The sequence below is a fragment of the Streptomyces capparidis genome, from assembly GCF_054782095.1.
The window spans coordinates 16,791-39,782 of the sequence record NZ_BAAGTD010000013.1 but is presented as its reverse complement, the minus strand read 5'-3'; the positions used below and the strand labels follow the sequence as shown (position 1 = coordinate 39,782).

General features: G+C 71.1%; 17 protein-coding genes and 2 pseudogenes. 14 read left to right on the top strand and 5 right to left on the bottom strand.

All coding sequences use genetic code 11. From position 1 onward, the window contains the following. Positions 1–173 precede the first annotated feature (173 nt). Positions 174–398, bottom strand: a complete 225-nt coding sequence (locus tag ACYVO2_RS13075) for a GH32 C-terminal domain-containing protein (RefSeq protein ID WP_461007902.1) — start codon at positions 396–398, stop codon at positions 174–176. Positions 399–854: 456 nt separating this feature from the next. On the opposite strand from ACYVO2_RS13075, the gene ACYVO2_RS13070 reads away from it, so the two are divergent. Together ACYVO2_RS13070 and ACYVO2_RS13065 are read left to right on the top strand one after the other, a co-directional pair. Next, positions 855–2,018, top strand: coding sequence for an ATP-grasp domain-containing protein (locus ACYVO2_RS13070; RefSeq protein WP_461008010.1), 1,164 nt, complete (start codon positions 855–857; stop codon positions 2,016–2,018). Between the two features lie 617 nt (positions 2,019–2,635). Next, complete coding sequence (locus ACYVO2_RS13065; protein WP_461007901.1) at positions 2,636–2,830, top strand: hypothetical protein; 195 nt, start codon at positions 2,636–2,638, stop codon at positions 2,828–2,830. 253 nt (positions 2,831–3,083) lie between these two features. Here ACYVO2_RS13065 and ACYVO2_RS13060 read toward each other — a convergent pair whose 3' ends face one another. Beyond that, positions 3,084–3,284: a DUF1737 domain-containing protein gene (locus ACYVO2_RS13060; RefSeq protein ID WP_461007900.1), complete on the bottom strand. Its 201-nt coding sequence runs from the start codon at positions 3,282–3,284 to the stop codon at positions 3,084–3,086. 158 nt (positions 3,285–3,442) lie between these two features. Beyond that, positions 3,443–4,393, bottom strand: coding sequence for a GlxA family transcriptional regulator (locus tag ACYVO2_RS13055; protein ID WP_461007899.1), 951 nt, complete (start codon positions 4,391–4,393; stop codon positions 3,443–3,445). 70 nt (positions 4,394–4,463) lie between these two features. Between ACYVO2_RS13055 and ACYVO2_RS13050 the strand changes: the two genes are divergently transcribed. The 4 genes from ACYVO2_RS13050 (at position 4,464) to ACYVO2_RS13035 (ending at position 9,611) form a co-directional block, all read left to right on the top strand. Then, complete coding sequence (locus ACYVO2_RS13050; RefSeq protein ID WP_461007898.1) at positions 4,464–5,303, top strand: alpha/beta fold hydrolase; 840 nt, start codon at positions 4,464–4,466, stop codon at positions 5,301–5,303. A gap of 571 nt (positions 5,304–5,874) precedes the next feature. Then, positions 5,875–6,498 (top strand): DnaJ C-terminal domain-containing protein, encoded by a 624-nt coding sequence (locus tag ACYVO2_RS13045; protein ID WP_461007897.1) that lies wholly within the window; start codon positions 5,875–5,877, stop codon positions 6,496–6,498. A gap of 264 nt (positions 6,499–6,762) precedes the next feature. Next, positions 6,763–8,415 carry a protein kinase domain-containing protein gene (locus ACYVO2_RS13040; protein WP_461007896.1) on the top strand — a complete coding sequence of 551 codons (1,653 nt, stop codon included), beginning with the start codon at positions 6,763–6,765 and terminating at the stop codon, positions 8,413–8,415. 11 nt (positions 8,416–8,426) lie between these two features. Beyond that, positions 8,427–9,611: an FHA domain-containing protein gene (locus ACYVO2_RS13035; protein WP_461007895.1), complete on the top strand. Its 1,185-nt coding sequence runs from the start codon at positions 8,427–8,429 to the stop codon at positions 9,609–9,611. A 725-nt stretch (positions 9,612–10,336) separates the two neighbouring features. Here ACYVO2_RS13035 and ACYVO2_RS13030 read toward each other — a convergent pair. Next, positions 10,337–10,483 (bottom strand): annotated as a pseudogene (locus tag ACYVO2_RS13030) (HNH endonuclease); the annotation flags it as partial. Between the two features lie 1,928 nt (positions 10,484–12,411). Between ACYVO2_RS13030 and aroA the strand changes: the two are divergent. From aroA to ACYVO2_RS13010, 4 genes and pseudogenes are all read left to right on the top strand, one after another. Then, entirely contained in the window at positions 12,412–13,734 is a 1,323-nt protein-coding gene (aroA, locus tag ACYVO2_RS13025) for a 3-phosphoshikimate 1-carboxyvinyltransferase (protein ID WP_461007894.1), read from the top strand. Further along, a pseudogene (gene gpmI / locus ACYVO2_RS13020) lies at positions 13,731–15,257 on the top strand (2,3-bisphosphoglycerate-independent phosphoglycerate mutase); the annotation flags it as partial. The gene aroA and the pseudogene gpmI, both read left to right, overlap by 4 nt. A gap of 694 nt (positions 15,258–15,951) precedes the next feature. Beyond that, a complete protein-coding gene (locus tag ACYVO2_RS13015) occupies positions 15,952–16,971 on the top strand; it encodes an inorganic phosphate transporter (RefSeq protein ID WP_461007893.1) in 1,020 nt (339 codons plus the stop codon). A 297-nt stretch (positions 16,972–17,268) separates the two neighbouring features. Next, complete coding sequence (locus tag ACYVO2_RS13010; RefSeq protein WP_461007892.1) at positions 17,269–18,660, top strand: NAD(P)-binding domain-containing protein; 1,392 nt, start codon at positions 17,269–17,271, stop codon at positions 18,658–18,660. Positions 18,661–18,831: 171 nt separating this feature from the next. Here ACYVO2_RS13010 and ACYVO2_RS13005 read toward each other — a convergent pair whose 3' ends face one another. Next, positions 18,832–19,167, bottom strand: a complete 336-nt coding sequence (locus ACYVO2_RS13005) for an ArsR/SmtB family transcription factor (RefSeq protein WP_461007891.1) — start codon at positions 19,165–19,167, stop codon at positions 18,832–18,834. 136 nt (positions 19,168–19,303) lie between these two features. On the opposite strand from ACYVO2_RS13005, the gene ACYVO2_RS13000 reads away from it, so the two are divergent. The 4 genes from ACYVO2_RS13000 to ACYVO2_RS12985 all read left to right on the top strand — a co-directional run bounded on the left by ACYVO2_RS13000 (position 19,304) and on the right by ACYVO2_RS12985 (position 22,988). Further along, positions 19,304–20,053, top strand: a complete 750-nt coding sequence (locus tag ACYVO2_RS13000) for an SDR family oxidoreductase (protein WP_461007890.1) — start codon at positions 19,304–19,306, stop codon at positions 20,051–20,053. Between the two features lie 160 nt (positions 20,054–20,213). Continuing rightward, positions 20,214–21,305, top strand: a complete 1,092-nt coding sequence (locus ACYVO2_RS12995; RefSeq protein ID WP_461007889.1) for an ABC transporter ATP-binding protein — start codon at positions 20,214–20,216, stop codon at positions 21,303–21,305. Continuing rightward, complete coding sequence (locus ACYVO2_RS12990) at positions 21,302–22,204, top strand: 2-aminoethylphosphonate ABC transporter permease subunit (protein WP_461007888.1); 903 nt, start codon at positions 21,302–21,304, stop codon at positions 22,202–22,204. The genes ACYVO2_RS12995 and ACYVO2_RS12990 overlap by 4 nt, the downstream gene beginning before the upstream one ends. Next, the gene (locus tag ACYVO2_RS12985; RefSeq protein ID WP_461007887.1) at positions 22,191–22,988 is read left to right on the top strand and encodes an ABC transporter permease; all 798 of its coding nucleotides are present in this window, start codon (positions 22,191–22,193) and stop codon (positions 22,986–22,988) included. Before ACYVO2_RS12990 ends, ACYVO2_RS12985 begins: the two co-directional genes overlap by 14 nt. Positions 22,989–22,992: the final 4 nt, after the last annotated feature.

Genomic DNA, 22,992 nt, shown 5'->3' with positions numbered 1-22,992 from the left:
GCGAAGCCGAGAGGGCCGCGGCCGCGTCGCACGTCGGGCTATGGACTGTGCGGTCCAGTCCGTGACATGCGGAGCAGTTGGGCGCACGCAGCCCCTGGGCTCAGGAGCCCGGGGCTGCATGCGGCCAGGCTACGGGCCGGGCTGTCGTCCCGGTGTGTGGTTGAGCGCCCGGGTCAGTCGGTCATGTCGCCCATCTTCCAGACGGTCATGGACTTGACGACGCTGCCGTCGCCGAAGAGACGCAGCCCGAGGGAGTCCCGCCGGAAGGGGTAGGCCCGGGTGGTGATGGACTTGTGGTTGTTCGCGTACGCCTCGATCACCGAGCGGTCGAGGAACACGTCTTGACCGCCGGCGCGCACGAGCCCCGAACTGCGCTCCGTGGCGCGGGACGCCACCACCGCCCCCTTCCTGAGAGGCAGCCAGTCGCCATGGCCCGACCCGGGTACGCGCCTCCGGCGTCGACCTGACCGGCAGCGGACGCGACGCCCTCGAGTCCCTCGACGGTGTGCGCGTCACCGTCCCAGCCACCTGCGGTGGTCGTCGACACCGTCGGCGCCGGCGACTCCTCCACCGCGGGCCTTCTCGACCGGCGAGGCCGCCCGGGACTTGCCCCGAGAGGGCTTCGCCGACCGCTTCGCGGATCCCCACCCTCCCGCGGCCGCCCTGCCACCGGCGCGCGAATGCGCCCTGATGGGCATGAATGTCGCGAGCGATTCCATCTCCCCCGTCCTGAAGCCCCGCCTGTGATCCATGCCATATCCCATCCGTGGATGATCCTGCCTTTGCGTGTCCACATCCCCGTATCCCGTGTGACACGATGCCACCGTGCCGGCCTCAATACGGGGGAGACGATGATGCCGACGATGATTGTCATCGGATACAGGGAAGACCTCGATCGGGCACTGGAACGACGAGGGCTGGATCCCTACTATCTGATACAGGCGCCGATGAGCCCACCCGAGGGCCGGCGCTGTACGCGGGTCTCCGACATCGAGGACGCCCAGGAGATACTGCGTGCCGTGCTCTCCGCGGGCATCGGCGATGTGGCGGGAGTGCTCTCCGTCCATGAAATGGGAATCTTCGGGGCGGCGTATCTGCGGCAGCAGATGAAGCTGCCCGGCAACACGGATTCGAAGACGGTTCTGTATTTCCGGGACAAGTACCTCCAGAAGAGCGGGCTGCCGTCCGACGTCAGGCGGGCGCGCTGCCGGTACGTGCCGCAGGGCACGTCGTTCGCGGACCTCGCCGACGAGCTGGGGGATGCCTTCGTGATCAAGCCGGCGACGGGGGCCGGCGCTCTCCGCACGGCCGTCGTCGGCTCCCCGGAGGAATACGCGCAGGCGTTGCAGCCCTTCTCCGGCCGGTCGGACGTGGAGATCGTCGCCGAGTCCCGGGTGGACGCCCCGGAGCTCTACATGGACGGCGTATGGGCGGACGGCGGTCTTCGGTGGTCCTCACTGAGCCGCTACCACGTCTCTCCGCTCCGTGCCGTGCAGGGCGGCATCCTGGCGGGACACATCATGGACGCCGGGCGCTGCCCGGAGCTGTTCCACCAGGCGGAGATGCTCGCCGGGCGAGTGCTGGGAAGTCTGAACGCACCCGATTGCGTCTTCCACATGGAAGCATTCGCGGAAGAGTCGGGACTGACCTTCGGCGAGTGCGCCATCCGCCTTCCGGGAGGGCTTTCCCCGCGGATCAACGAATTGACATTCGGCGTCGACTTCTTCGACGTGGAAATAAGTCTCGCTCTGGGGGAGGGGCTGCCCCGGACCCTGGGCCGCGGGACGCCGGATCGCTTTTACGGCTTTCTGCTGCTGCGGCGTCCCGGCAGCGGTGAACTGACCCAGCAGGATTTCGAGCGCAACTTCCGGTTCGATGAGATCGCCTATGATTCATCGCCGGATGCGCCGGTCGGCCCCTACGGGCGCGTGGGAACCGCGATTGTCTCCGACCAGGACGAGCTGAAACTGCGGAGCACGATCGAGGACATCGCGCGATTCAACGAAGCCGGCGGCTGAAGGGGGCGGAACCGAACAGTGCGGGCGACGGCGCGCACGGTGCGCTGTCGCCCGCACCGTCCCCGGCGGCGACCCTGACGGGAACGCGGTGAACGTGCCGTGCGTCAAGTCCCACCGCCCAGGGGCCCGGCCGCCGGTCCCGACCCACTGCCACGGACGTCCCGGCGCCTGTCAGTCGTCGGGACGCGCACGCCCTGGCCCGCAAGGCCGTCAGCCGGACCCTGCCGCGACGGCGGATCGCGGCAGGGTCCGGTAGCCGGTCAGCACGTCGCGGAGACGGTTGATCATCATGGAGGACCCCATGCCCCACATGTCCGCGCGCCTGCTGACCACCGCCGCTGCCAAGCTCGCTGCCGGTGCTGCCCTCACCGCCGCTTCCCCCGCCCGCGTGCGGTCGCGATCGCGTCACCAGGGAGAATACGGGTGTGTTCAGACGCCCGCCGCCGAAGCCACCTACAGACGTTCGACTTGACCCATATCGCTGTGCCGCCGCTCGCCTTCTGGATGGGGACGAACAGGTCGGCGTGCTTCTGACCCGAGTCACCACTTGGTGGTGGCGGGAAGGTCCGGTCTGGCGAAGGCGCTGGGTGAAGCCGCAAGAGCTTCCTGAGTGGGCAGTGTTTGGTGTCGGTGCAGCACAGCAGTTGCCCGTCTTCGAGGACGGGATCGTCGGTGCTGACGAACTCGACGAGGAGCTCGGCGACTGGGGCTCGGGGTTCTTCCGCCTGCGGGACCGGCGGTTCAGACTCGCCTGGCTCGGTGAAGCCGAGACCGATGCTGCGCACAAGCAGCACGGCTGGATGAGCTGCTGACCTTCCCCGCTACTGCCGGTGCCGCGATCCCCTCACCTGTTCTCGAACTCCGCCGTGCGGTGCCTGCGGCGCAGTCAGCCAACGCCTCTCCGCTGGTGGCGAGTCCAAAGCGGCCGACAGCGTGGTGCTGCCCGCGCGCACGTAGTCGTGGCCGCGGCGCTCCGGACGGGAACAGGCCGCACGAGCCCGGACAGCGTCACAACTCGTCCAGCCCGGGCAGCCCTTCTCACGTCACGGCTGATCGCGAATACCGCTACGCACCGGGGTTCGACCCCCGTGTCGGCCAGACCAGCGCCTGAGCGACGATGACACTCCCACCATTGAAGGTGATGGCGGGACCTTCGTGCAGCTCGTAGCCAAGATCCAGCGCTTCGCTGACACGTCGGCAGAACGTGACATCATCCGGCCCGGTCAGGACTCGGTAGATCGGCAATCCGTCAGGTGGCGTGCTCATGGGAGTAACGATCCCAGACGCACCCGCTCGCCGAGCCTTCGGGGGGCCACTTCGACCCGAGGCAATCGCTCCCCAGGCCGCAATGTCCGGCCGCCGGCCACTGCTCCCGTTGCACCCGCGCCCCCCGCGCATGCGGGAACACACACCCTGCTGGGGCATCAGGTCTCGCTGAAGGCCCGTCGGTAAGCGCCGGGGGTGGTGCCGAGATGCACCCGGAAACGGCGACGCAGGTTGACCGCCGAGACGAGTCCGACCCGGGTGGCGATGGCTTCCACCGGAAGGTCGGTCTGTTCCAGCAGTATCCGTGCCGCGTCAAGGCGCTGGCGGAGCACCCACTGTCCCGGGCTGGTGCCGAGCTGTTCGGTGAACCGCCGGGCGAGGGTTCGGCTGGACAGTCCGGCGCGTTCGGCGAGGTGGTCGAGGGTCAGCCGGGCGTCGAGGTGGGAGGCGGCCCACTCCAGCAGTGGCGCCAACGACTCGTCCGCCCTGGCCGGTTCGGGCTGTGCGGCGTACTGGAGTTGGCTGCCCTCCCGGTGCGGTGGCAGGACCATGCGCCGGGCGATCTGTGCGGCGTACGCCGCGCCGTGGTCGCAGCGCACCAGGTGCAAGCACAGGTCGATGCCCGCGCCGGTCCCGGCGCTGGTCGCCACGTCACCGTGGTCCACGAAGAGGACGTCTGGATCCACCTGCACCTTCGGGAAGGCGGCGGAGAACCGGGCGGCACTGCGCCAGTGGGTGGTGGCGCGGCGGCCGTCGAGCAGTCCGGCCTGAGCGAGGACGAACGCCCCCGTGCAGATGGCGACGATCCTCGCGCCGCGCCGGTGGGCGCCACGCAGCGCCTCGGTGACGTCCGGTGGCACGGGGGCGCCGGGCGGCTGCCAGCCGGGGACGACCACGGTGTCCGCCTCCCGCAGGGCGGCCAACCCCGCCTCGACGAGCATCGCGTAGCCGGCGGTGGTCGGCAGCGGTCCGGGACGCTCGGCGCAGACCCGGAAGCTGTAGCGGGGCGGCGCGTCCTGCGGGGCGGTGTCGAAGACCTCGGAGGCACAGGCCAGCTCGAAGGGCGACTGCGGCGGGGTGAGCAGGGCCACCACCCGGTGAAGGGTCATGGCAGGAATGTACCCGAGGGTGTCTTTCTTGACTCTCGGCGGGGAGGCCGGCCCCGGTCACAGTGGACCCATGAGCGAAAACGTCGAAACGGCAGTGCTGCGAACCGGGGTCCAGGTCGACGGCGAGACGGCCAGCTACCTGACCGTGGAGCAGGACGGCCCGGCCGTGTTGCTGCTGCACGGAACGTACTGGAGCCGGGTCTGGCTTCCGGTGCTGGACCGCCTCGCCGAGGCGGGGCTGAGGCCCGTCGCGGTGGACCTCCCTGGGATTGGGCGCTCGGGAGGCGAACTCACCCTGGAAACGGGCGCGGTCCCGGCCCTCGCGGATTGGGTGGCGCGCTTCGCCACCGCGCTGAACCTCTCCGGGCCGATCGCCGTAGCGGGTCATGACATCGGAGGCGCCGTCGCCCAGCACCTCCTCGTCCGTGATCGGTTGGAGGTGTCCCGGCTGGCCTTGGTCAACTCGGTCACCTACGACTCCTGGCCGGTGTCCAGCGTGGCCCGGTTCCGGGACCCGGAGGTCGTCGCCGCGACCACCGCCGCCGAGATCCTCGCCGCCCGCCGGCAAGCCGTGACCTCAGCGCTGGCTGGTGCCGCCACTGAGCAGCGGATCGCGGACTATCTGGATCCGTGGACCGATGCGCGGGTTCGCCGCTCCTGGATGGCCATGGTGGGCGCGGCCGACAACCGCTACACCCGCGACATCGTTCCCGCGCTGCGGCAGAACACGACACCCAAGTTGCTGATCTGGGGCGAGGACGACGGCTTCCAGAAGGTGGAGTACGCCGAGCGGTTCGCCTCCGAGATCCCGCACACCACACTCATACGTATCCCGGATGCAGGACACATCCCCACGGAGAACGCGCCCGGCCAGGTCGCGCGCGCCCTCATCGACTTCTTCACGGCGTAGAGGCCGAGCGGGCTCCCTGCTCGTCATCCCCGGCATCCTCCATCTGCGTCCGCCCCCCGCGCACCTCCCTGGTACCGGCCCCGGACGCCATCACGCGACACGCCCGCCACTCTGCGGGTGGTCACCGGCACCGCCACCGCACCCGTGCTCGTGGCCATGCCGGACGCTGCCTGCCCGCACTTGGGAAGAGGCATGGACAGGCTCCCCGCGGTGGATCCGCTTGTGTCTTCAGATACTCGCCTGCGCCGGCATCGGGGGCCGCCCGGGCGGCGGAATGGCGTGCCAGGCGGTGGTGGCGGTGACGGGCACGTTGGGGTAGTTGGCGGCCGGCCCGGTGAGCACCTGGTGCTCGGCGGCCGGCTGCCCGTGGTTCTTGATGGCGGTCCAGTCGGCGAGTAGTGGCAGACCACCGCTTCGTCCGAAGCCACTCCGGCGGGCCGGGCTCCTGCATGTCGGGCTGTCGGTATCGGCTCGCCGGTGGGTGGAGATGTCTGCCCCTGCCGGAGTACCTTCTCGCCAGTTTCGTACGGTGCCAACCGGGTTCGGACGCCCGGTTGGGAGGAGGGGGAGCATGCGTTTAGAACCGGGGGAAGAGGTGGGCCGAGCCTCACGCGCGGCCGCTGCGGCGATCGCGCCAGCACTCCACCAGCGGCTGGTCGAGTACTACGGACCCTGGTGGTTGGAAAAGATCAACGAAGAGCGCCGACAAAGGGGACTCAGGCCCGAAATCGGCCTTACCGACGCCCGCTTCTGTCTCAAGCTGTTCGTCCGCGATCCGGCCACGCAGCAGTGGGCGACACCGCAATCACGCCGCACTGTGAAACTGCTCAAAGATCTTGCCGACCGCGCGGCCCACAACCACTGGCTCACTGCTGCTGATGTGGCCCAGGCACACCGGCTCGCCGCGGAGATCTGCGGATGGTCTCCGGCCTGGACACCGCCCACGAGTGGGCCGCCCCCCGTCCGAGGACGCGACATCGAACGCAAGGTGCGCCTGGCCGCCGACGAACTCTCCGCAGGGAGGCAGATCGCGGTGCGGGTGGTCCTGCTCGGCACGGGACAGACCAAGACCGTGAGGGTTCGCATGCCCGCGGGCGCACAGTACGGACAGACGCTACGCATACGCGGGCGCGGCGAACCCGGGCCGGGAGGCGGTCCCGCTGGTGACCTGTACCTGCACCTCGCCCGCAAATGACGTAGGGCAGCAGCCACAGGAGTCATCCGGCCACTGCACGCATGCACCATCCATTGCAGGGACGTACTGCCTGATCATCAGCAGGATGCACACCGTCGTTGGCTGAGAGCTGATTTGCGGGGTGCTGTTCGGGTTCAACGGCTGGTTGAGGCAATCGGGGAAAAGGGGGATTCGCTTCCCGTCGACGTGGGGGAGCAGGGCGCGGCATGCTGTTCGCCACGTTCGGCCAACGGCCGAAAGCCGTCCATCACGGAAGGAAGCAGCATGCCGCCCACCTCCACTGGGTTCTACGTCGGTCCGGACGAGGAGCCGGACAAGTACCGGTTACGCAGGCAGATCGGCAGCGGAGGTGAGGCCGAGCTGTGGGAGGCCGATGTCGCCCTCGCCGGGGGCCGCGAGCGGCTCGCGGTGAAGATCCTGCGGCCGGGGCACCACCAGGAGGTCGAGGCCTGGCGGGACCGCTGGGCCCAGCAGGTGGAGTTGCTGCGCCTGATCCAGCACCCCGGAGTGGTCAGCGTGCACTGCTGGTTCGAAGGCGCGTGGATGCACCCGGCCGGGCAGAGCGAGGTCGGCGCTCGCACCCTGTACCTGGTCATGAACTGGGTCGACGGACACGATCTACGCGACTGGGGGCCGGCTCACTTCGGCCCGGAACACCGCGGGGCGGTGATGCGCTGCCTGGGCCAGGTGGCCGATGTGCTCGACTGGCTCCACTCCGGCCAGGCCACCTCCTCCCGACGCGAGGTGATCCACGGCGACGTCACCCCGGGCAACGTCGTGGTCAACCCCGACGGGCAGGCGGTCCTCGTCGACTTCGGGCTGTTCCGCGTCGCCCGCCACACCACGGCGTTCGCCGCCGGCACCCCCGGCTACTGCGCCCCGGAGGTGCTCACACGCGGCTCCTACGGCCCGGCTTCCGACCGCTACGCCTTCGGTGGGCTGGTGTACTACATGCTCACCGGGCAGCACCCACCGGCCGACCCGGCCCAGATACGGGCCGGCCTGGAGACCATCCCGATCCTCGGCGAGCAAACCCACATCGTGCAGCACCTGCTGGCCCCTTTTGATCCGGACCCCGACCGGCGGCCCACCTGCGGTGAGCTCATCCGCGGTCTGCGCCTGCACAGCTCGACCGTGATACCTCAGACAGGCCCACTGCCGCCCCCACGGCCCGGCACCCAACGAGCGGCAACGGCGGGAACTGGGGAAGACGCGGGCCGAAGTGTGAAGGATGCGGGCTACACCGGCACGCCGATGGCGAGGCTGGTTGCCGCACTCCCCGTCCGTAGCCGTGCCGAGGCGAGATTCTTACTGGTCGGGGCCGCACTGCTGCTGGCTGTCGTCGTCATCACCGCAGCGTCTTTGATCACCGGAGACAGCGACAGCGCCGCCAGCGGCAAGGGCGCCTCCGCAAGTGACGGGCCCACCGCCGACGCTCCGTCCACCACGGAATCAACCTCCTCTCCTTCCCCTACTTCTTCGCCTACTTCTGTTCCTTCTCCGTCGAGGACGGGCGGACCACTGTCCTTGTTGGAGCCGCAGCCGCTGGAGACGGGGTACGGAGGCGGCTTCGAATCGGGACCGCAGCGCGTCGACACACGTGACTATCCGACCACTCTCTACGCCACGTTGGAGTGCGCAGAACACAGTGCGACGTGGCAGCTCGACCGTCGCTACCGCACCTTTGAGGCCAGCGTGGGCCTGACGTGGGACGCGCCCACCGACGCGGAGGTGGTGTATTCGGTCATCGTGGACCGGAAAGTACGGGCGGAGGGAACCGTGGTAGCTGGAGAGACCAAGAAAGTACGCGTCGATCTGTCCGGCGGATTCCGCATGCAACTGAAGTTCGACGGCGCCACTGGCTGCTCCTTCGTAGAAGAAGCCACTGCGGTGTGGATCGACCCGGTCATCTCCTGAAGAGGCAGCTCGTGCACACGCTCAAAATCGAGGTGGACGGCACCATCCACTCCCTCTCCGGCCACCAGGAGCTGACGTTCGGGCGGGACAGTTCCTGCACCGTCCGACTGGACGCCACCGACCTCGGTGTCAGCCGCATCGCAGGCCGCATCGCAGCCGATGACGGCTTCTGGTGGATCACGAACCTCAGTAGCAAGCGGGCACTGCACATCGCCGATGGCAACGGCTTCACCGTCCCGCTGCCCGTCGCCCGACCCGGCTGGCCCCTGAGTCGGCGGGCGGTCGACCAGGACCGGCTGACCGTCCTGGTGCCCGGCGAACGATGGACGTACGCCCTGACCCTCCACGCCGACCCCAGGCCCAACGGAGCCCCGACCTCCCCCGCACCGGCCGATCCGTACAGCACCCGCATCCCGGTCCTGCGACTCACAGACGCTCGCCGGGAGGTACTGGTGGCCCTGGTGAGCGGCTACCTGCGCCCTCACCCGCACTACGATCCCCGACCCTGCGGCTACGACCAGATCGCCGCGCTGCTCGGCCTCACCCGCAGCCAGGTCACCCGGCGCGTCGAAGACGTGCGCGACCTCCTGACCACAGCGGGCGTCGAAGGACTCGGCGGCGAACGCGACAGCAGACGGGCCCTGTGCGAGTGGCTACTCGCCGCACGCCTGGTCACTCCGGCCGATCTCGAATGGCTCCAGCAACGCATCGAGTCCGCACGCCGCAACACCGCTGCCGCCAACCCCACCGGACGTCAGGCATCGGCGGGGCAGGCGCAGGCGCCGGTCCGCCCTGTGACGGCGCCGCCGGGCGGACCGTCCACGAACGCGTTCGCCCGCCTGCCTCGCAACCGCATCATCAACGCCGCTCAGACCGCCGCCGCCGCGCTGGCCCCCGTGTTGGCCGCTCGGCTGGGACAGGTCTACGGTCCCGGCTGGCTTCAGGCGGTCAACACCAACCGCCGGCGAAAGGGACTGCCGCCCGGGCACTCCCTTGATGACGAACGCTTCTGCCTCGCTGTCCTGGCCCGCGACGACGCCACCCAGGAGTGGGCGGATGAAGGCATACGCTCGGCGGCCGCTGCCTTGAAGACGTTGGCCGACCAGGCCGTTCACGGCCGCCCGCTGCCCCCGGACGCCGTAGCTCGGGCCAAGGCCTGGGCAGAGCGGCTCACCGAGTGGGTACAACGGCTCTGAAGTCGGCGGCAGGGGCAGCGCCGTGCGGGGCCGGGCGGTGGGACGACATGCTTGAGAACGGTCAGGCCCACTGGCTAGGAGCCGCGTCATACCAGCGGACAGGCGGCGGACCCGCTGCACCGGCCGCCACCACACGGAGAACGACCCGGTGCACCTGATTCGCTCGGTGGTGCCGGAGTTCTTCGACAGCCGCATCGCCGCCTTGCCCTCGTTGCGGCGGGCCGGGCTGAGTGCCCACGGGCCGCCGCGCCGAGTCCGCTGCGCGCGCCGTCGCGCCCAAGGCCCGTAGATGTTCGATTCATGCTCCTGGTGAGCATCACCGCTCTTACGATGGGAGTGCTCATCTCCGTGGAGGGCCCGGTGGCTGCCCGCGACGGGCGAGACCAGGGGGAGGTCTGCCGCGTCGCGCAGACTCCGGTCCGATGAGAGATGAGGTGCGAAATGGTCACTGCACGGCCTGGCCAGGACCGTTCTGGCTGGTTGCGGGAGGCGGGTTCACGCGTCGCCATTGGCCTGGGAGTAAAGGCTCTGTGGGCTGTGATCGTGGAGCTGTTCGACCGCGTCAGGACTGAGCTCTGACCTGGTGAGGCGGACGTCTTCTCCCTCTGGGGCCGTCCGCCTCACCCCTGGCTGCCGATGCTCACGCAGTTGCCATGCCACGGCGTCGACCCTCCTGCCGGGTAGCTGAGCGGTTTCATGGGGTCTGCCGGTCCGCCTCAGCGATCAGGCGGTACCCACCATCGCCTGTGGTTCTCGAGGATCTCCGCGCCAGGGGTGGGGCCTTGGTCGGCCTTTTGCCGGTTGGACCGGGCGGTCACCGCGACCAGGGTCCTGGTGTCGGCGCTGTTGTCCCAGGCTTCGGCAAGCGGAACGGGGGGCGATGTCCAGGCCGTGGGTGACGAGGGTGTGGTCGCCGAGAGCGCCGCGCAGCCCTGCCGGCTCGGCCGCCCCGGCGGGCTGAAGGTCCGCTCCCGGCACACCACCGAAGCCCTCATCGGCACCGTTACTGGCTGCCCGTCACCTCGGCACCCTGCTGCCGGGCCGCCCTCTCACCGGTCCGGGCAACCGCACACCGGCTGCGTCACACCGCGCAACGCAGCGGAACGGGCCCTCCTGTCCCGGAGCTGGCCCGTGAGCCGACCACCGCCACGCCCTGGCCGCCCCGAAACCCAGCCCCCGGCCGCCAAGCTGCGCGGGGACGGCCCGCCACCGGCCGGGACCGCCTCTCGTGTTCAGCCGAAGAGGCCGCGCCGGTCCAGAGCTCGAACTGTTGGGGGTGGGTGAGGCGTTCACGGCGGGTGCGCATGTTGCTGCGCCATACCCCGAGCCGGACCGCCACTTCCTGCGAGCCCTCGTCGGCCGTCCAGGTGTCTGTGTGTCCGCGTGGGATGTGTACATGTTCTTCCCGGTTACACCCCGTTGGAAGGCGTCGGGCCTTCCGTGCGGCCTTTGGCGCCTTTTCCTGCCGTCCCCTCCGCGGCGTCGCCGGGCCGGAGCATGGCGTAGTGGCGTTGCCAGTCGATGGGCCAGGCCGGCCTCCGGTCCGGGTCCAGCGCGGCGAGCTGCGCCGTGCGGCGTGCGGCACGTTCGGAGTCCTCGCCGAGTCCGCCCCGGCGCCGCAGGTTGACCGCTGTGCTCTCGCCAGCCCGGGCGGTGAGGGCGCGCGAGTCGTCTCCGCCGACGGCTCCCCACGGGGGCGGGTGCCCGAGCGTCAGCGGCGCGGCCGGGGGCGGCCGCCGGCGTGCCGCATGCCGGCACGCCGTCCGCGGGCGCCAGGTGAGGAAGTGGCTGGGTGCTTGGCAGAGCGACACGTTGGCGGAAGCGGGACTGCCACCGGCCTCGCGGAAGCCGGCGAGCGCAGCATGCGCCACTGGGAGAGGGGCCAAGGACCGGTGACGACCTGCCGGTGGACGAGGTCCTCACCCGGCTTCGCGCCTCACCAGGCAGCGCGACAGCGAGCCCCGCTCGGCTGATCTCGTCGCAGTGGGGCGTGCGCGGTACGGCCGCGACGGACCCGGCTGCGCCTCACTCCCGGGACGCGGGGGAACTGTCTGCTCGCCTGCCATGGGACCGGTGCCGATACTCGCCTACCCGGTGATTGGTTTTCGGACGAATGAAAGAGGCGACGTCAGCCCTCTTGCGCGGGGTTGGGCCCCGCCGATGAGCTGCGTGGATATACGTTCGATCGCATGACAATCTGAGTGGTTTCCTCCGTTCCGACAGCGGAACGGATCGCGCCGCCAGTCCCGCCGGTCCGGGAGGAGTCGATCACTCCGCCGGTGTGCGTGCGGGTGCGTCGTCGGGGACGCGCCAGTTCAGGCCGGGTGCCCCAGGGCATGTCGGCGCGCCGCGGCAACCCGGCGCAGCCGTGGTGCTCCGCGGCTCCCCGTCCGGCCGGCGCGGGATTCTTCGGCGCGGCTCCGCGTCGCGAGGGAAGCACGGCCGAGATCGATCTCCAGGGGCATTGATGACCGCCGATATGCTCCGGACACAGGTTGTTGCCTGCGTCACACCTCGGGGGGAGGTCGATCTTGGCATGTGCCGATCCCGGCCGGCCGGGGACACTCGGGCCGCTTCCCCCGCCGCACACCACACCCGGTGCGGCCGCCGCGCCCGACCGCAGGGCCGCCCCCGGTGTGCGGGCGGCAGGCCGAGGTGCCCCGCCCGGGGCATGACCTCGGGCCGACCGGTCCGAACCACCACCTCAAGGGTGCTCCCGGGACGGGCTGTCACCCCTACTCCGCCGACCCGCCGTACGCCGTCCGCTCCGCCAGCCGTCCCAAGCAGGAGGGTCACACCCATGACCAACACGCCCGAATTACGCCTCAAGGCCCCCCGGCTGACGGTGGTCCCGAGCGGCCCCGTCGACACCGAGGTCCGCGTGCTCGGCTCCAAGAGCTACACCAACCGCTTCCTGGCGATCGCCTCCCTGTCCGGGCGGGAGACGCTGATCGAGGGCGCGCTGCTCTCCGACGACACCCTGTACCTGACCCGGGCGATCGAGGCCCTCGGCCATGTGCGCACCGAGATCGACCACGCCTCGGCGAGCATCCGGGTCACCCCCACGGGGCAGCCGATGCGGGCCCCGGAGGGGGAGGTCTTCCTCGGCGGAGCCGGAACCCCGCTGCGGTTCTTCATCTCCATGGCGGGGCACGCCGACGGCGTCACGGTGATCAACGGCAACGCCCGCATGCAGGAGCGGCCCATGGGGGACCTGCTCCGCGCGCTGGGCCCGCTCGGGGTCGACGCCACGGCCGTGCGGGGCAACGGTTCCCCGCCGATCCGGGTGGTCGGCGGCACGTTCCGCGGCGGGCGGACCACGATCAGCGGCGCGGTGTCGAGCCAGTTCACCTCCAGCCTGCTCATCAACGCGGTGCGGGCCGAGACCGACACCGAGATCGTCATCGAGGACGAGCTGATCTCCAAGCCGTACGTGGAGATGACCCTGGCGGCGCTGGCCGAGACGGGCGTCACCGTCGAGCGCGACGGCTACCGCCGTTTCACCGTCCCCGCCGGGCAGCGGCCCCGCGGCGGGACGGTCCGCGTCGAACCGGACGCCTCGGGGATGTCCTACTTCCTGGCCACCGCCGCGGTGACCGGCGGCCGGGTGACCATACCGGGCATCGGCAGCGCCTCCCGCCAAGGAGACGTGGGACTGGTGCGGGCGCTCGCGGACATGGGGTGCCGGACCGAGCTCACCGGCGACTCCGTCACCCTCCAGGGAGGGCCGCTCCGCGGCATCACCATCGACATGGAGGCCATGCCCGACGTCGTGCCCACCCTCGCCGTGGTGGCCGCGTTCGCCGAGGGGGCCACGCTGATCACCGACATCGCCTCGCTGCGGGTGAAGGAGTGCGACCGCATCGCCGCCGTCACCACCGAGCTGCGGAAGATGGGCGTCACCGTCGAGGAGTTCCCCGACGCCATGCGCATCGTCGGCGGCGTCCCCCACGGCGCGGTGATCGACACCTACGACGACCACCGCATCGCGATGTCCTTCGCGGTCGCGGGGCTGCGCACCGAGGGTGTCGTGATCAACGACCCCGGCTGCGTCGCGAAGTCGTTCCCCACCTTCTGGGAGACCCTGGACGGCGTCCACAGCTCCGGGGAGAGCACACGGTGACGGGCGCGACCGCCGGGGTCCCCGGCGTGCTGCTCGTCCTCGACGGTTGGGGCGAGGGACCCGCCGTCCCCGACAACGCCCTGCACCGCGCCCGCACCCCGGTCCTCGACGAGCTGCGGCAGTGGTGCCCCGCCACCCTTCTGGCGGCGTCCGGCGAGGCGGTCGGCCTGCTGCCGGGCACCGTGGGCAACTCCGAGATCGGCCACATGGTCATCGGCGCCGGACGGGCCCTGCCGTACGACAGCCTCCTGGTGCAGCGGGCCATCGACTCCGGGCGCCTGCGCGCCAACGAGCGACTGGGCGCCGTGTGCGCCGCCCTGGCCGCCGGCGACCGGGCGCTGCACCTGGTGGGGCTGTGCTCGGACGGCCAGATCCACGCCCACGTCGACCACCTGGCCGAGCTGCTGGCCGCCGCGGCCGCCCACGGTGTGCCCCGGGTGTGGATCCACGCCGTCACCGACGGCAGGGACGTCGCGGACGGCACCGCTCGGCTGTACCTGGACCGCGTGGCGCGCCTGGCGCGGCAGGCGGGAACGGGACGCGTCGCCTCGGTCATCGGCCGCGGCTACGCCCTGGACAAGGCCGGCGACCTGGCGCTGACCACGCGGGCGGCGGCCGCGATCACCGACGGCGACGGCGTCCGCGTCGGCCGCGCCGAGGACGCCCTCGACGACGAGGGGGACGAGTGGGTGGTCCCGAGCGTGGTGACCGGCGACGACGGCCAGGCCGTGGCCCCGGTCCGGAACGGCGACGCCGTGCTGTTCTTCAACTTCCGCAGCGACCGCGTCCAGCAGCTCGCCGACCATGTCGTGGAGCACTGCGCCGCCACGGACCGCGACGTCACCGTCCTGAGCCTGGCGCAGTACGACACCCGCGCCCCCATCCCCGCCCTGGTGGAGCGGGCGGACGCCACCGGAGGGCTGGCCGACGAGCTGGCCGCGGCCGGTCTGCGCTCGGTGCGGATCGCCGAGGCGGAGAAGTTCGAGCACGTCACCTACTACGTCAACGGCCGGGACGGCCGCGGCCGCGAGGTCGAGGAGCACCGGCGCATCACGGGGGAGGGCCCACCGGACTACCGCAAGCACCCCGAGATGAACGTGGACCTGGTCGCCGACGCCGTGGTCGAGGCGATCGCCCGCGACGGAACCGACCTGGTGATCGCCAACCTCGCGAACATCGACGTGGTGGGGCACACCGGGGACTTCGACGCCACCGTGCGGGCCGCCGAGCACACCGACGCGGCCGTCGCCCGCGTCGTCGAGGCCGCTCGCCTGCACGGCCGATGGGTGCTGCTGGTCGGCGACCACGGCAACGCCGAGACGATGACGAGGACAGGTCCCGACGGCCGCGCCCGTCCCTACGGAGGGCACACCACCAATCCCGTGCCCGTGGTCCTCGTGCCCGCCCCCGAACAGCGGGTGGACGGCCCGCACACGGCCGAGGGCACGCTCGCCGACGTCGCGCCGACCGTCCTGCACCTGCTCGGTCGCGAGCCGGGGCCGCGGATGACCGGATCGCCGCTGTTCACCGGCGTTGCCGGTGCCCGCGTCGCGGAACGGGAGCGGGTACGGGCACTGCTCGGCTCGCTCAGCGCCGCCCTGCTCGGTGCCGGCGAGCGGGGCATCGGGCTGCTGCCGCCCCAGGCCCGGGCCGCCTTCGCGCCCGACGCGGTGTGCCGCCCGCTCAGCCTCGCCGGCGGCGCGTGGGCCGTACTGCGCACCGCTCCCGGCACCAACGACCGGGTGCTGTGCGTGCACAACCCCACCGACACCGAGCTCGACTTCACTCCGGCGGACGTCCTGCCGGACGATCCGTCGGGATCCGGCCCGCTGGTGCACCTGCGCGGGCAGATGGAGACCCTCGAAGGACGGGCCGACGGCATCCTGTGCCGTCTGCGACCGCACGAGTACGTCTGGCTGGGCCGGTTCGCCACCGAACCGCCCGGCCGCCCGGGCCCGCGGTGACCGAACCCCGCGTAGGCCCAGCAGCGCCGGCAGGCGCCTTCCCGACGCTCTGAGCGTCGTCCCAGCACGGTCGTCCCCCGCAGCGCGCGGGGGACGACCGCCACCACGGCCCTCCATCGCACCGCCGGACGGGTGCGTCTGCGGCCGGCCGTGGTTCTCGCGGGTTCTCCGCAGCCTTCACGCAGCGAGCGGGTCCGGTGCCGGACCCTGCCTCGCCGCGCTTCCAAGGGCACCGCCAACCCGAAGGATGATCATGGAAATATTCGTTCTTGTCATGGTCGTGGCGCTGGCCGCGGCCAATGGCGCCAACGACGTCCCCAAAGGCGTCGCGACCCTCGCCGGAGCCGGCGTCACCAAGATCAGCACCGCCCTGGTGTGGGGCACGGTGGCCACGGTGGTCGGCTGCCTGGTCTCCCTGGAGTTCGCGTCGAAGATGACGAAGCTGTTCTCCAAGGGCATCGTCTCCGCCGAACCCACGCCGGCGTTCGCCGCGGCCGTGCTGGTCGGCACCGCGAGCTGGGTCGCGTTCGCCACCTGGCGCAGCCTGCCGGTGTCCACCACCCAGGCGCTGACGGGCGCCCTGCTGGGCGCGGGCATGCTGTTCGCCAGCGAGTCGGTGGAGTGGGGAGTGCTGCTGGAGAAGGTCGTGCAACCGCTCCTGCTGAGCGTGCTGGTCGCCTACGCCGTCTCGGCTCTCCTTTCGGCGGGCGCGCGGGCGCTGAGCAGACGCGTGCGCTCCCGGCGCCGGGTGCCCGTGACGCCGGGAGCGGGCACGGCCGGCGACGAGTCCCCCGGGAGACCGGCGGGAACCGCCGGCTCCACGTTGACCTACCTGCACTGGCTGACCAGCGGACTGACCAGCTTCGCCCGCGGGATGAACGACGCGCCCAAGATCGTGGCGATCGGCTCGTTCGCTCTGCTCGGCGGCATGACGACGACGCACCTGCTGCTGGCGGTCACCACCGCGATGGCCGCGGGCGGCCTGCTGGCCGGGCGGCGCATCGGGGAGCGACTGGCGAAGGACGTGATCAGGATGACTCACGAGGAGGGCTTCACCGCCAACGCCACCACCGCGACACTGGTCGGCCTGGGAGCGTTCCAGGGACTGCCGATGTCCACCACCCAGGTGTCCATCGGGGCGATCTCCGGCACAGCCGGCACGAAGCTGTCGCGCCTGAAGGGGGACACCGTGCGCGACTTCCTCATCGCGTGGCTGGTGACGCCCCCCTTCGCGGCGGGCGCCGCGGCGGTGGCGTACCTCGTCCTGGGCTGAGCCCGAGTCAGCCGCACCGGGCCGGGGCGCGACAGCGCTCCGGCCGGGTGCGGGACCGTCCGCCGGGGCGCCGGCGGACGGCCGGGCGCCCGGCACCGCGAAGCGGCCGCGGGATCAATGTTCCCCTCCGTCTTGAGCCGTCCGTGTCGGCGGCGGTACTTTTTCCTCAAGCTCTTCGATGACTGTCTATGTTGGTCATCTTCTATGCACGAGTGCTGCCGGTGACGCCAAGGGGGGCGGAAGCGACCGCCAGGAACGACGCCCACACGGGGGCACCCGAAGAAACGAGGGGACAACATGACAGCTTCGCCAGTACGACCGCCCGGACAATTACCTGTCGCAGTGATCGGAGCAGGTCCGGTCGGCCTGGCGGCCTCCGCCCACCTGACCGAGCGCGGTATGGAGCACGTGGTCCTGGAGTCCGGACAGGAGGTCGGCGCCACGGTCCGGGCCTGGGGACATGTGCAGCTCTTCAGCCCCTGGCGTTTCAACATCGACCCGGCCGCGCGCCGGCTGCTGGAGGAGACGGAGTGGAGGGCGCCGGAGGAGGACCGGATGCCCACCGGGAACGAGCTGGTCGACGCGTATCTCGCCCCGCTCGCGGCACACCCGGCCGTCAGGCCGCGCGTCCGCCTGGGCGCCGAGGTCAGCATGGTCGCTCGTCTCGGGATGGACAGGGTCAAGACCTCCGACCGGGAGAACGCCCCCTTCCTCATCCGGCTGAGCTCCGGTGAGGAACTGCTGGCCCGCGCCGTCATCGACTGCGGCGGCACGTGGCGGACCCCCAACCCCCTGGGCGCCACGGGTCTCCCCGCCCTCGGTGAGCGGCAGGCGCTCGAGGCGAACCTCATCGGCAACGCCCTGCCGGACGTCCTCGGCGCGGACCGCGCGCTCCACGCGGGCAAGCGCACCCTCGTCGTGGGAGCGGGCCACTCGGCGGCCAACACCCTGATCGACCTCGCGCGGCTCGCCGAACAGGCTCCCGGCACCGTGGTCAAGTGGGCCATCCGCGGTCGCGGCGCCGAGCGCGTCTACGGCGGGGGGAGCGCCGACGCACTGCCCGGGCGCGGGGCGATCGGCACCCGGCTGCGCGCACTGGTCGAGTCGGGGCGCATCACCCTGCTGACCGACTTCCGGGTGCACCGGGTGGTCACCGCCGCCGACCACGCCGTGGTGATCGGCCGCGACCTGGACGGGAACGAACGCAAGGTCACCACGGACCGGATCGTCGCGGCGACGGGCTTCCGCCCCGACCACTCGCTCGCCGCCGAGATCCGCCTGGACGTGGATCCCGTGCTGGCGTCCGCCCGCGCCCTGGCACCGCTGATCGACCCCAACGAGCACTCGTGCGGCACCGTGCCCCCGCACGGCGCCGCGGAGTTGGCGCACGCCGAGAAGGACTTCTACGTCGTCGGTGCCAAGAGCTACGGCCGTGCCCCCACGTTCCTGCTCGCCACCGGCTACGAACAGGCCCGCTCGGTGGTGGCCGCCCTGGACGGCGACTGGGACGCCGCCTTGCGGGTCCAGCTCGAACTGCCCGAGACCGGTGTGTGCTCCACGGACATCGACACCGACAGCGAGCAGGGCGGATGCTGCGGCCCGGCTCCGGAGGCGGTGCCCGCCGGTTCCGCGCTTCCCCTCGCCGCTCCCGCGGACCCCGGGTCCGCCGCGGGCTGCTGTGGCGGCTGACGTCCTTCGGTGGCCACCCGCTCCCGTCGCCGCGGACACCCCCGTCGCGCCATCCGCCCTCCCCGGGGCGGGTACTCCGGATCGCCGCCGCGACGGGAGCGGGGCCATCGGGGAAGCGGCTGCGCCCGCACACCGCCGCCGTCGAAGCGGGCGCGGCGCGGGGGCGCGCCGTCAGCCCAGGACACCGGCGAGTGCCGCGACCGCCGCGGGAACCACCCGGTAGTACACCCATGTGCCACGACGTTCCGACGTGAGGAGCCCCGCCTCCCGCAACTTCTTCAGATGATGGCTCACCGTGGGGCACGAGACACCGACGTCCGACACATCCCGCACGCACGCCTCTCCGTCCGGATGGGCGGCGATCCGCGAGAACAAACGCAGTCGAACGGGATTGCCGAGCGCTTTGCACATCATGGCGAGCGCCTCGGCATTGTGCGCGGAGAGAACGTGCTGACTCAGGGGCGCGCAACACGGCCCATCGGCGGATGGCACCCAAGTATGAGACATTTTTTCATATTGACATACCGGCATCGACGCTGCCAAGCTCCAGATCGCTCAACCCCAAGGCAGCGGTCAGCAGTGCCACGGGCCTGCTTCTCGATTCCGCCATGCTCCCGACTCGCCGTTATCCAGAAGGTGTTCGATGCGTACAGCGGTTATCAGCGGGGCAAGTGGCGGTATTGGAGCCGCCACCGCGTTATCCCTCGCCCGTTCGGGGTACCGGCCGGTACTCGTGGCACGCCGCGGGGAGCGCCTGGCGGCGGTGGCCGACCGGATCAGGGCCGAGGGCGGTGAGGCGGACGCCCAGGTGGTCGACGTCACCGACCCGGAGGCGGTGCACGCCTTCGCCGCCCGCCTGGATCGCTGCGACGTGCTGGTCAACAACGCGGGCGGAGCCTTCGGCACGGAGACCGTGGCCACCGCCGACCCCGCGGACTGGCGGCGGATGTTCGACGTCAACGTCCTGGGGGCCCTCCACCTCACCCAGGCCCTCCTGCCCGCCCTGCTCGCGAGCGGGGACGGCTGCGTGGTCCTGCTGACCTCGACGGCGTCGTTCACCTGCTACGAAGGCGGTGGAGGGTACAGCGCGGCCAAGCACGGCGCCCACGCGCTGGCGGCGACGCTGCGTCTGGAACTGTGCGGCCGGCCGGTGCGGGTCGTCGAAATAGCGCCGGGCATGGTGCACACCGAGGAATTCTCCCTCAACCGCTACCGCGGTGACGCGAAGAAAGCCGCGGCTGTTTACGCAGGTGTCGACCATCCGCTGCAAGCGGAAGACGTCGCCGAAGCCGTCAGGTGGGCAGTTGACTGCCCACCCCACATGAACGTCGATCTCATGGTGATCCGGCCATTGGCGCAAGCCGCGCAGCACAAGGTGCACCGGAGCGCATGAGCCGGGTCGCGCGCCGCGAAGTCGGCCCCAACGCGCCTGGCGACTTCTTCATTCCAAGGGGGAAGCATTGAAGGACGGCATTGTCCAGCCGCCTCGGCAAGCAGAACCGAGGGACGCCGACGCGTCTTCCGTGCCCGGCATCGCCTTTCGCGGTGTCACAGTGGCGTACGGGAAGAACACCGTACTCGACTCGTTCGACCTCACGGTGCCCCGTGGCCAGGTCATGGCCCTGCTCGGCCCCTCCGGGTCCGGGAAGACCACGGCACTGCGGGCCGTGGCCGGTTTCGTGACTCCGGTGAGCGGCCGGGTGTTCATCGGCGGGCGGGACGTCACCGCCCTCCCGCCCCACCGCCGCGGCGTGGGCATGGTGGTGCAGCAGTACTCCCTGTTCCCGCACATGCGCGTGGAGCAGAACGTCGCCTACGGCCTCAAGGCCCACCGGGTGAAGCGGTCCGAGATCCCCGAGCGCGTGTCCCGGGTCCTGCACATGACCGGGATGTCGGAGTTCGCGACCCGCTACCCGAGGGAGCTGTCCGGAGGACAGCAGCAGCGGGTGGCCATCGCGCGGGCGCTCGCCATCCAGCCCGAGGTCCTGCTGCTGGACGAGCCGCTGTCCGCGCTCGACGCGCAGCTCCGCTCCGGGATGCTCGCGGAACTGGCCAGGATCCACCGCGAACTGCCCGGGGTGTCCATCCTCTACGTCACCCACGACCAGGTGGAGGCGCTGACGCTCGCCAACCGCATCGCCGTGATGCGGCAGTCCCGCCTCGTGGAGTGCGGCACTCCCCAGGAGCTCTACCACCACCCCAGGGCCGAGTTCACCGCCTCGTTCCTCGGGGATGCCAACCTCCTGCCGGTCCAGGTGGCGGGCCACGTGGAGACCGGCGTGATCACGGTCACCCATGGCGACGCCACCTTCACCCTGCCCGCGACCGGCCCGCTCCCCGAGGAGGGCTCCGCGCTGCTGTGCGTACGCCCGCACGCGCTGCGCCTGAGCCCCTTCCCGGACGCCAACGCCCTGCGTGCCGTCGTCGCCGACGTGCAGTGGCGCGGCAGCACCCACCGGCTGCACCTGGACCTCGACGACGGGCAGCGCGTCAAGGCCGACATCGCCGAACTGCGCGACCCGCCGGCCGTCGGCCGGCGGGTGACGGTGTACTTCGCTCCCGAGGACACCGGCCTCCTCCCCATCGGCTCCCAGCTCCCGGCACGCCCGGCCACCGCCGCCGGGCACATCGGGAGCCTGGCGTGACGACCGCCGCCACCACGCCGCCCGCGCCCGGCACCGAGGCACCACGGCCACGCGCCGCACGCCGGGTCCCCGCCTGGACATGGCTGCTCGTGCCCCTGGCCGGTATGACCTTCGCCCTGCTGTACCCGCTGTTCCTGGTGCTGCGCGAGTCGGTGTCCCCGGCGTCGGGCGGGTACTCCCTGGACGTCTACCGCGAGACCTTCGACTCCGACGCCTTCCGGGAGGCGCTGTGGGCGACGGTGTGGATCGCGTCCGCGGCCACCGCCGGCTGCCTGATCCTCGGCTTCTTCTTCTCCCTGATCATCGCCTTCCTGCCCTTCCCCGGCTCCCGGCTGATCGCCCGGTTCATCGACATCTTCCTGGCCTTCCCGTCCTTCCTCATCGCCCTGTCCCTGGTCTTCATCTACGGCTCGGCGGGTATGGCCAACGGCCTGTGGACCGACGTCACCGGCGCGCGGGAAGGCCCGGTGGACTTCCTCACCACCCCCTGGGGCGTCGTCCTGGCGGAGATCACGTTCTTCACGCCGTTCGTGATGCGTCCCTTGCTGGCGGCCTTCTCCCAAGTGGACACCGCGCAGCTCGAGGCGGCCTCCTCGCTCGGCGCCCGGCCGCTGCGCGTCATCCGGACCGTGATCCTGCCCGAGGCGCTGCCCTCCCTGGCGGCCGGCGGCTCGCTGGTCCTGGTGCTGTGCCTGAACGACTTCGGCATCGTGCTGTTCACCGGCGCCAAGGACGTGGTCACCCTTCCCCTGCTGGTCTACACCCAGGCCATCCTCGAGTTCGACTACCCGGGAGCCTGCGCCGTGGCGGTGGTCAACGTGACGCTGTCCATCTCCCTGTACGGCCTGTACCGCGTCGTGGTGTCCCGTACGGCAGGAGGTCGTCGTGCTCATCCATGACAAGCGGACCCGTCGTCTGCTGCACGGCGCGTTCCTCCTGCTGTTCCTGCCCGTCTTCGCGCTCCCCTTCGCCGTGGTGCTGACCGCGTCCTTCTCCACGAACTGGAGCGGGGTGCTGCCGTCCGGGCCGACGCTGGAGCACTACCGCGCGATCCACGAGGGCGGCGCCGTCGACGCGCTGACCACCTCACTGCTCACCGCGCTCGCCGCGTCACTGGCCGCCCTGCTGACCGGCACCTGGGCGGCACTGGCCATCCACCGGCTCGGCGGCGCGCCGCGCAAGGCGGCGGACGCCCTCTTCACGCTGCCGGTGGCGGTGCCGTCGGTGGTGGTCGGGCTCGCCCTGCTCGTGGCGTTCAGCCAACCCCCGTTCCTGCTCAACGGCACCCCGTGGATCGTGATCCTCGCCCACACCGTCCTGGTCACCGCGTTCGCCTACCAGGCGGTGGCCGCCGCGCTGGAGCGGCTCGACCCGGCCTACGAGCAGATCGCGGCGAGCCTGGGCGCGCGGCCGGCCCGCGTGCTGTGGACCGTCAAGCTGCCGCTCCTCCTGCCCGCTCTCGGAGCCGCCCTGGGGCTGTGCTTCGCGCTGTCCATGGGGGAGTTGAGCGCCACGATGATGCTCTACCCCCCGGACTGGCTGCCCCTGCCGGTGTCCGTCTACACGGCCACCAACCGGGGCCTCGTCTTCATCGGCGCCGCCCAGGCGGTGGCCATGATGACCGCGACCCTGCTGGTGCTGCTGCTCGTCTCGAGACTCCGTACCCGTGCCTCCTTCCGATGAAAGG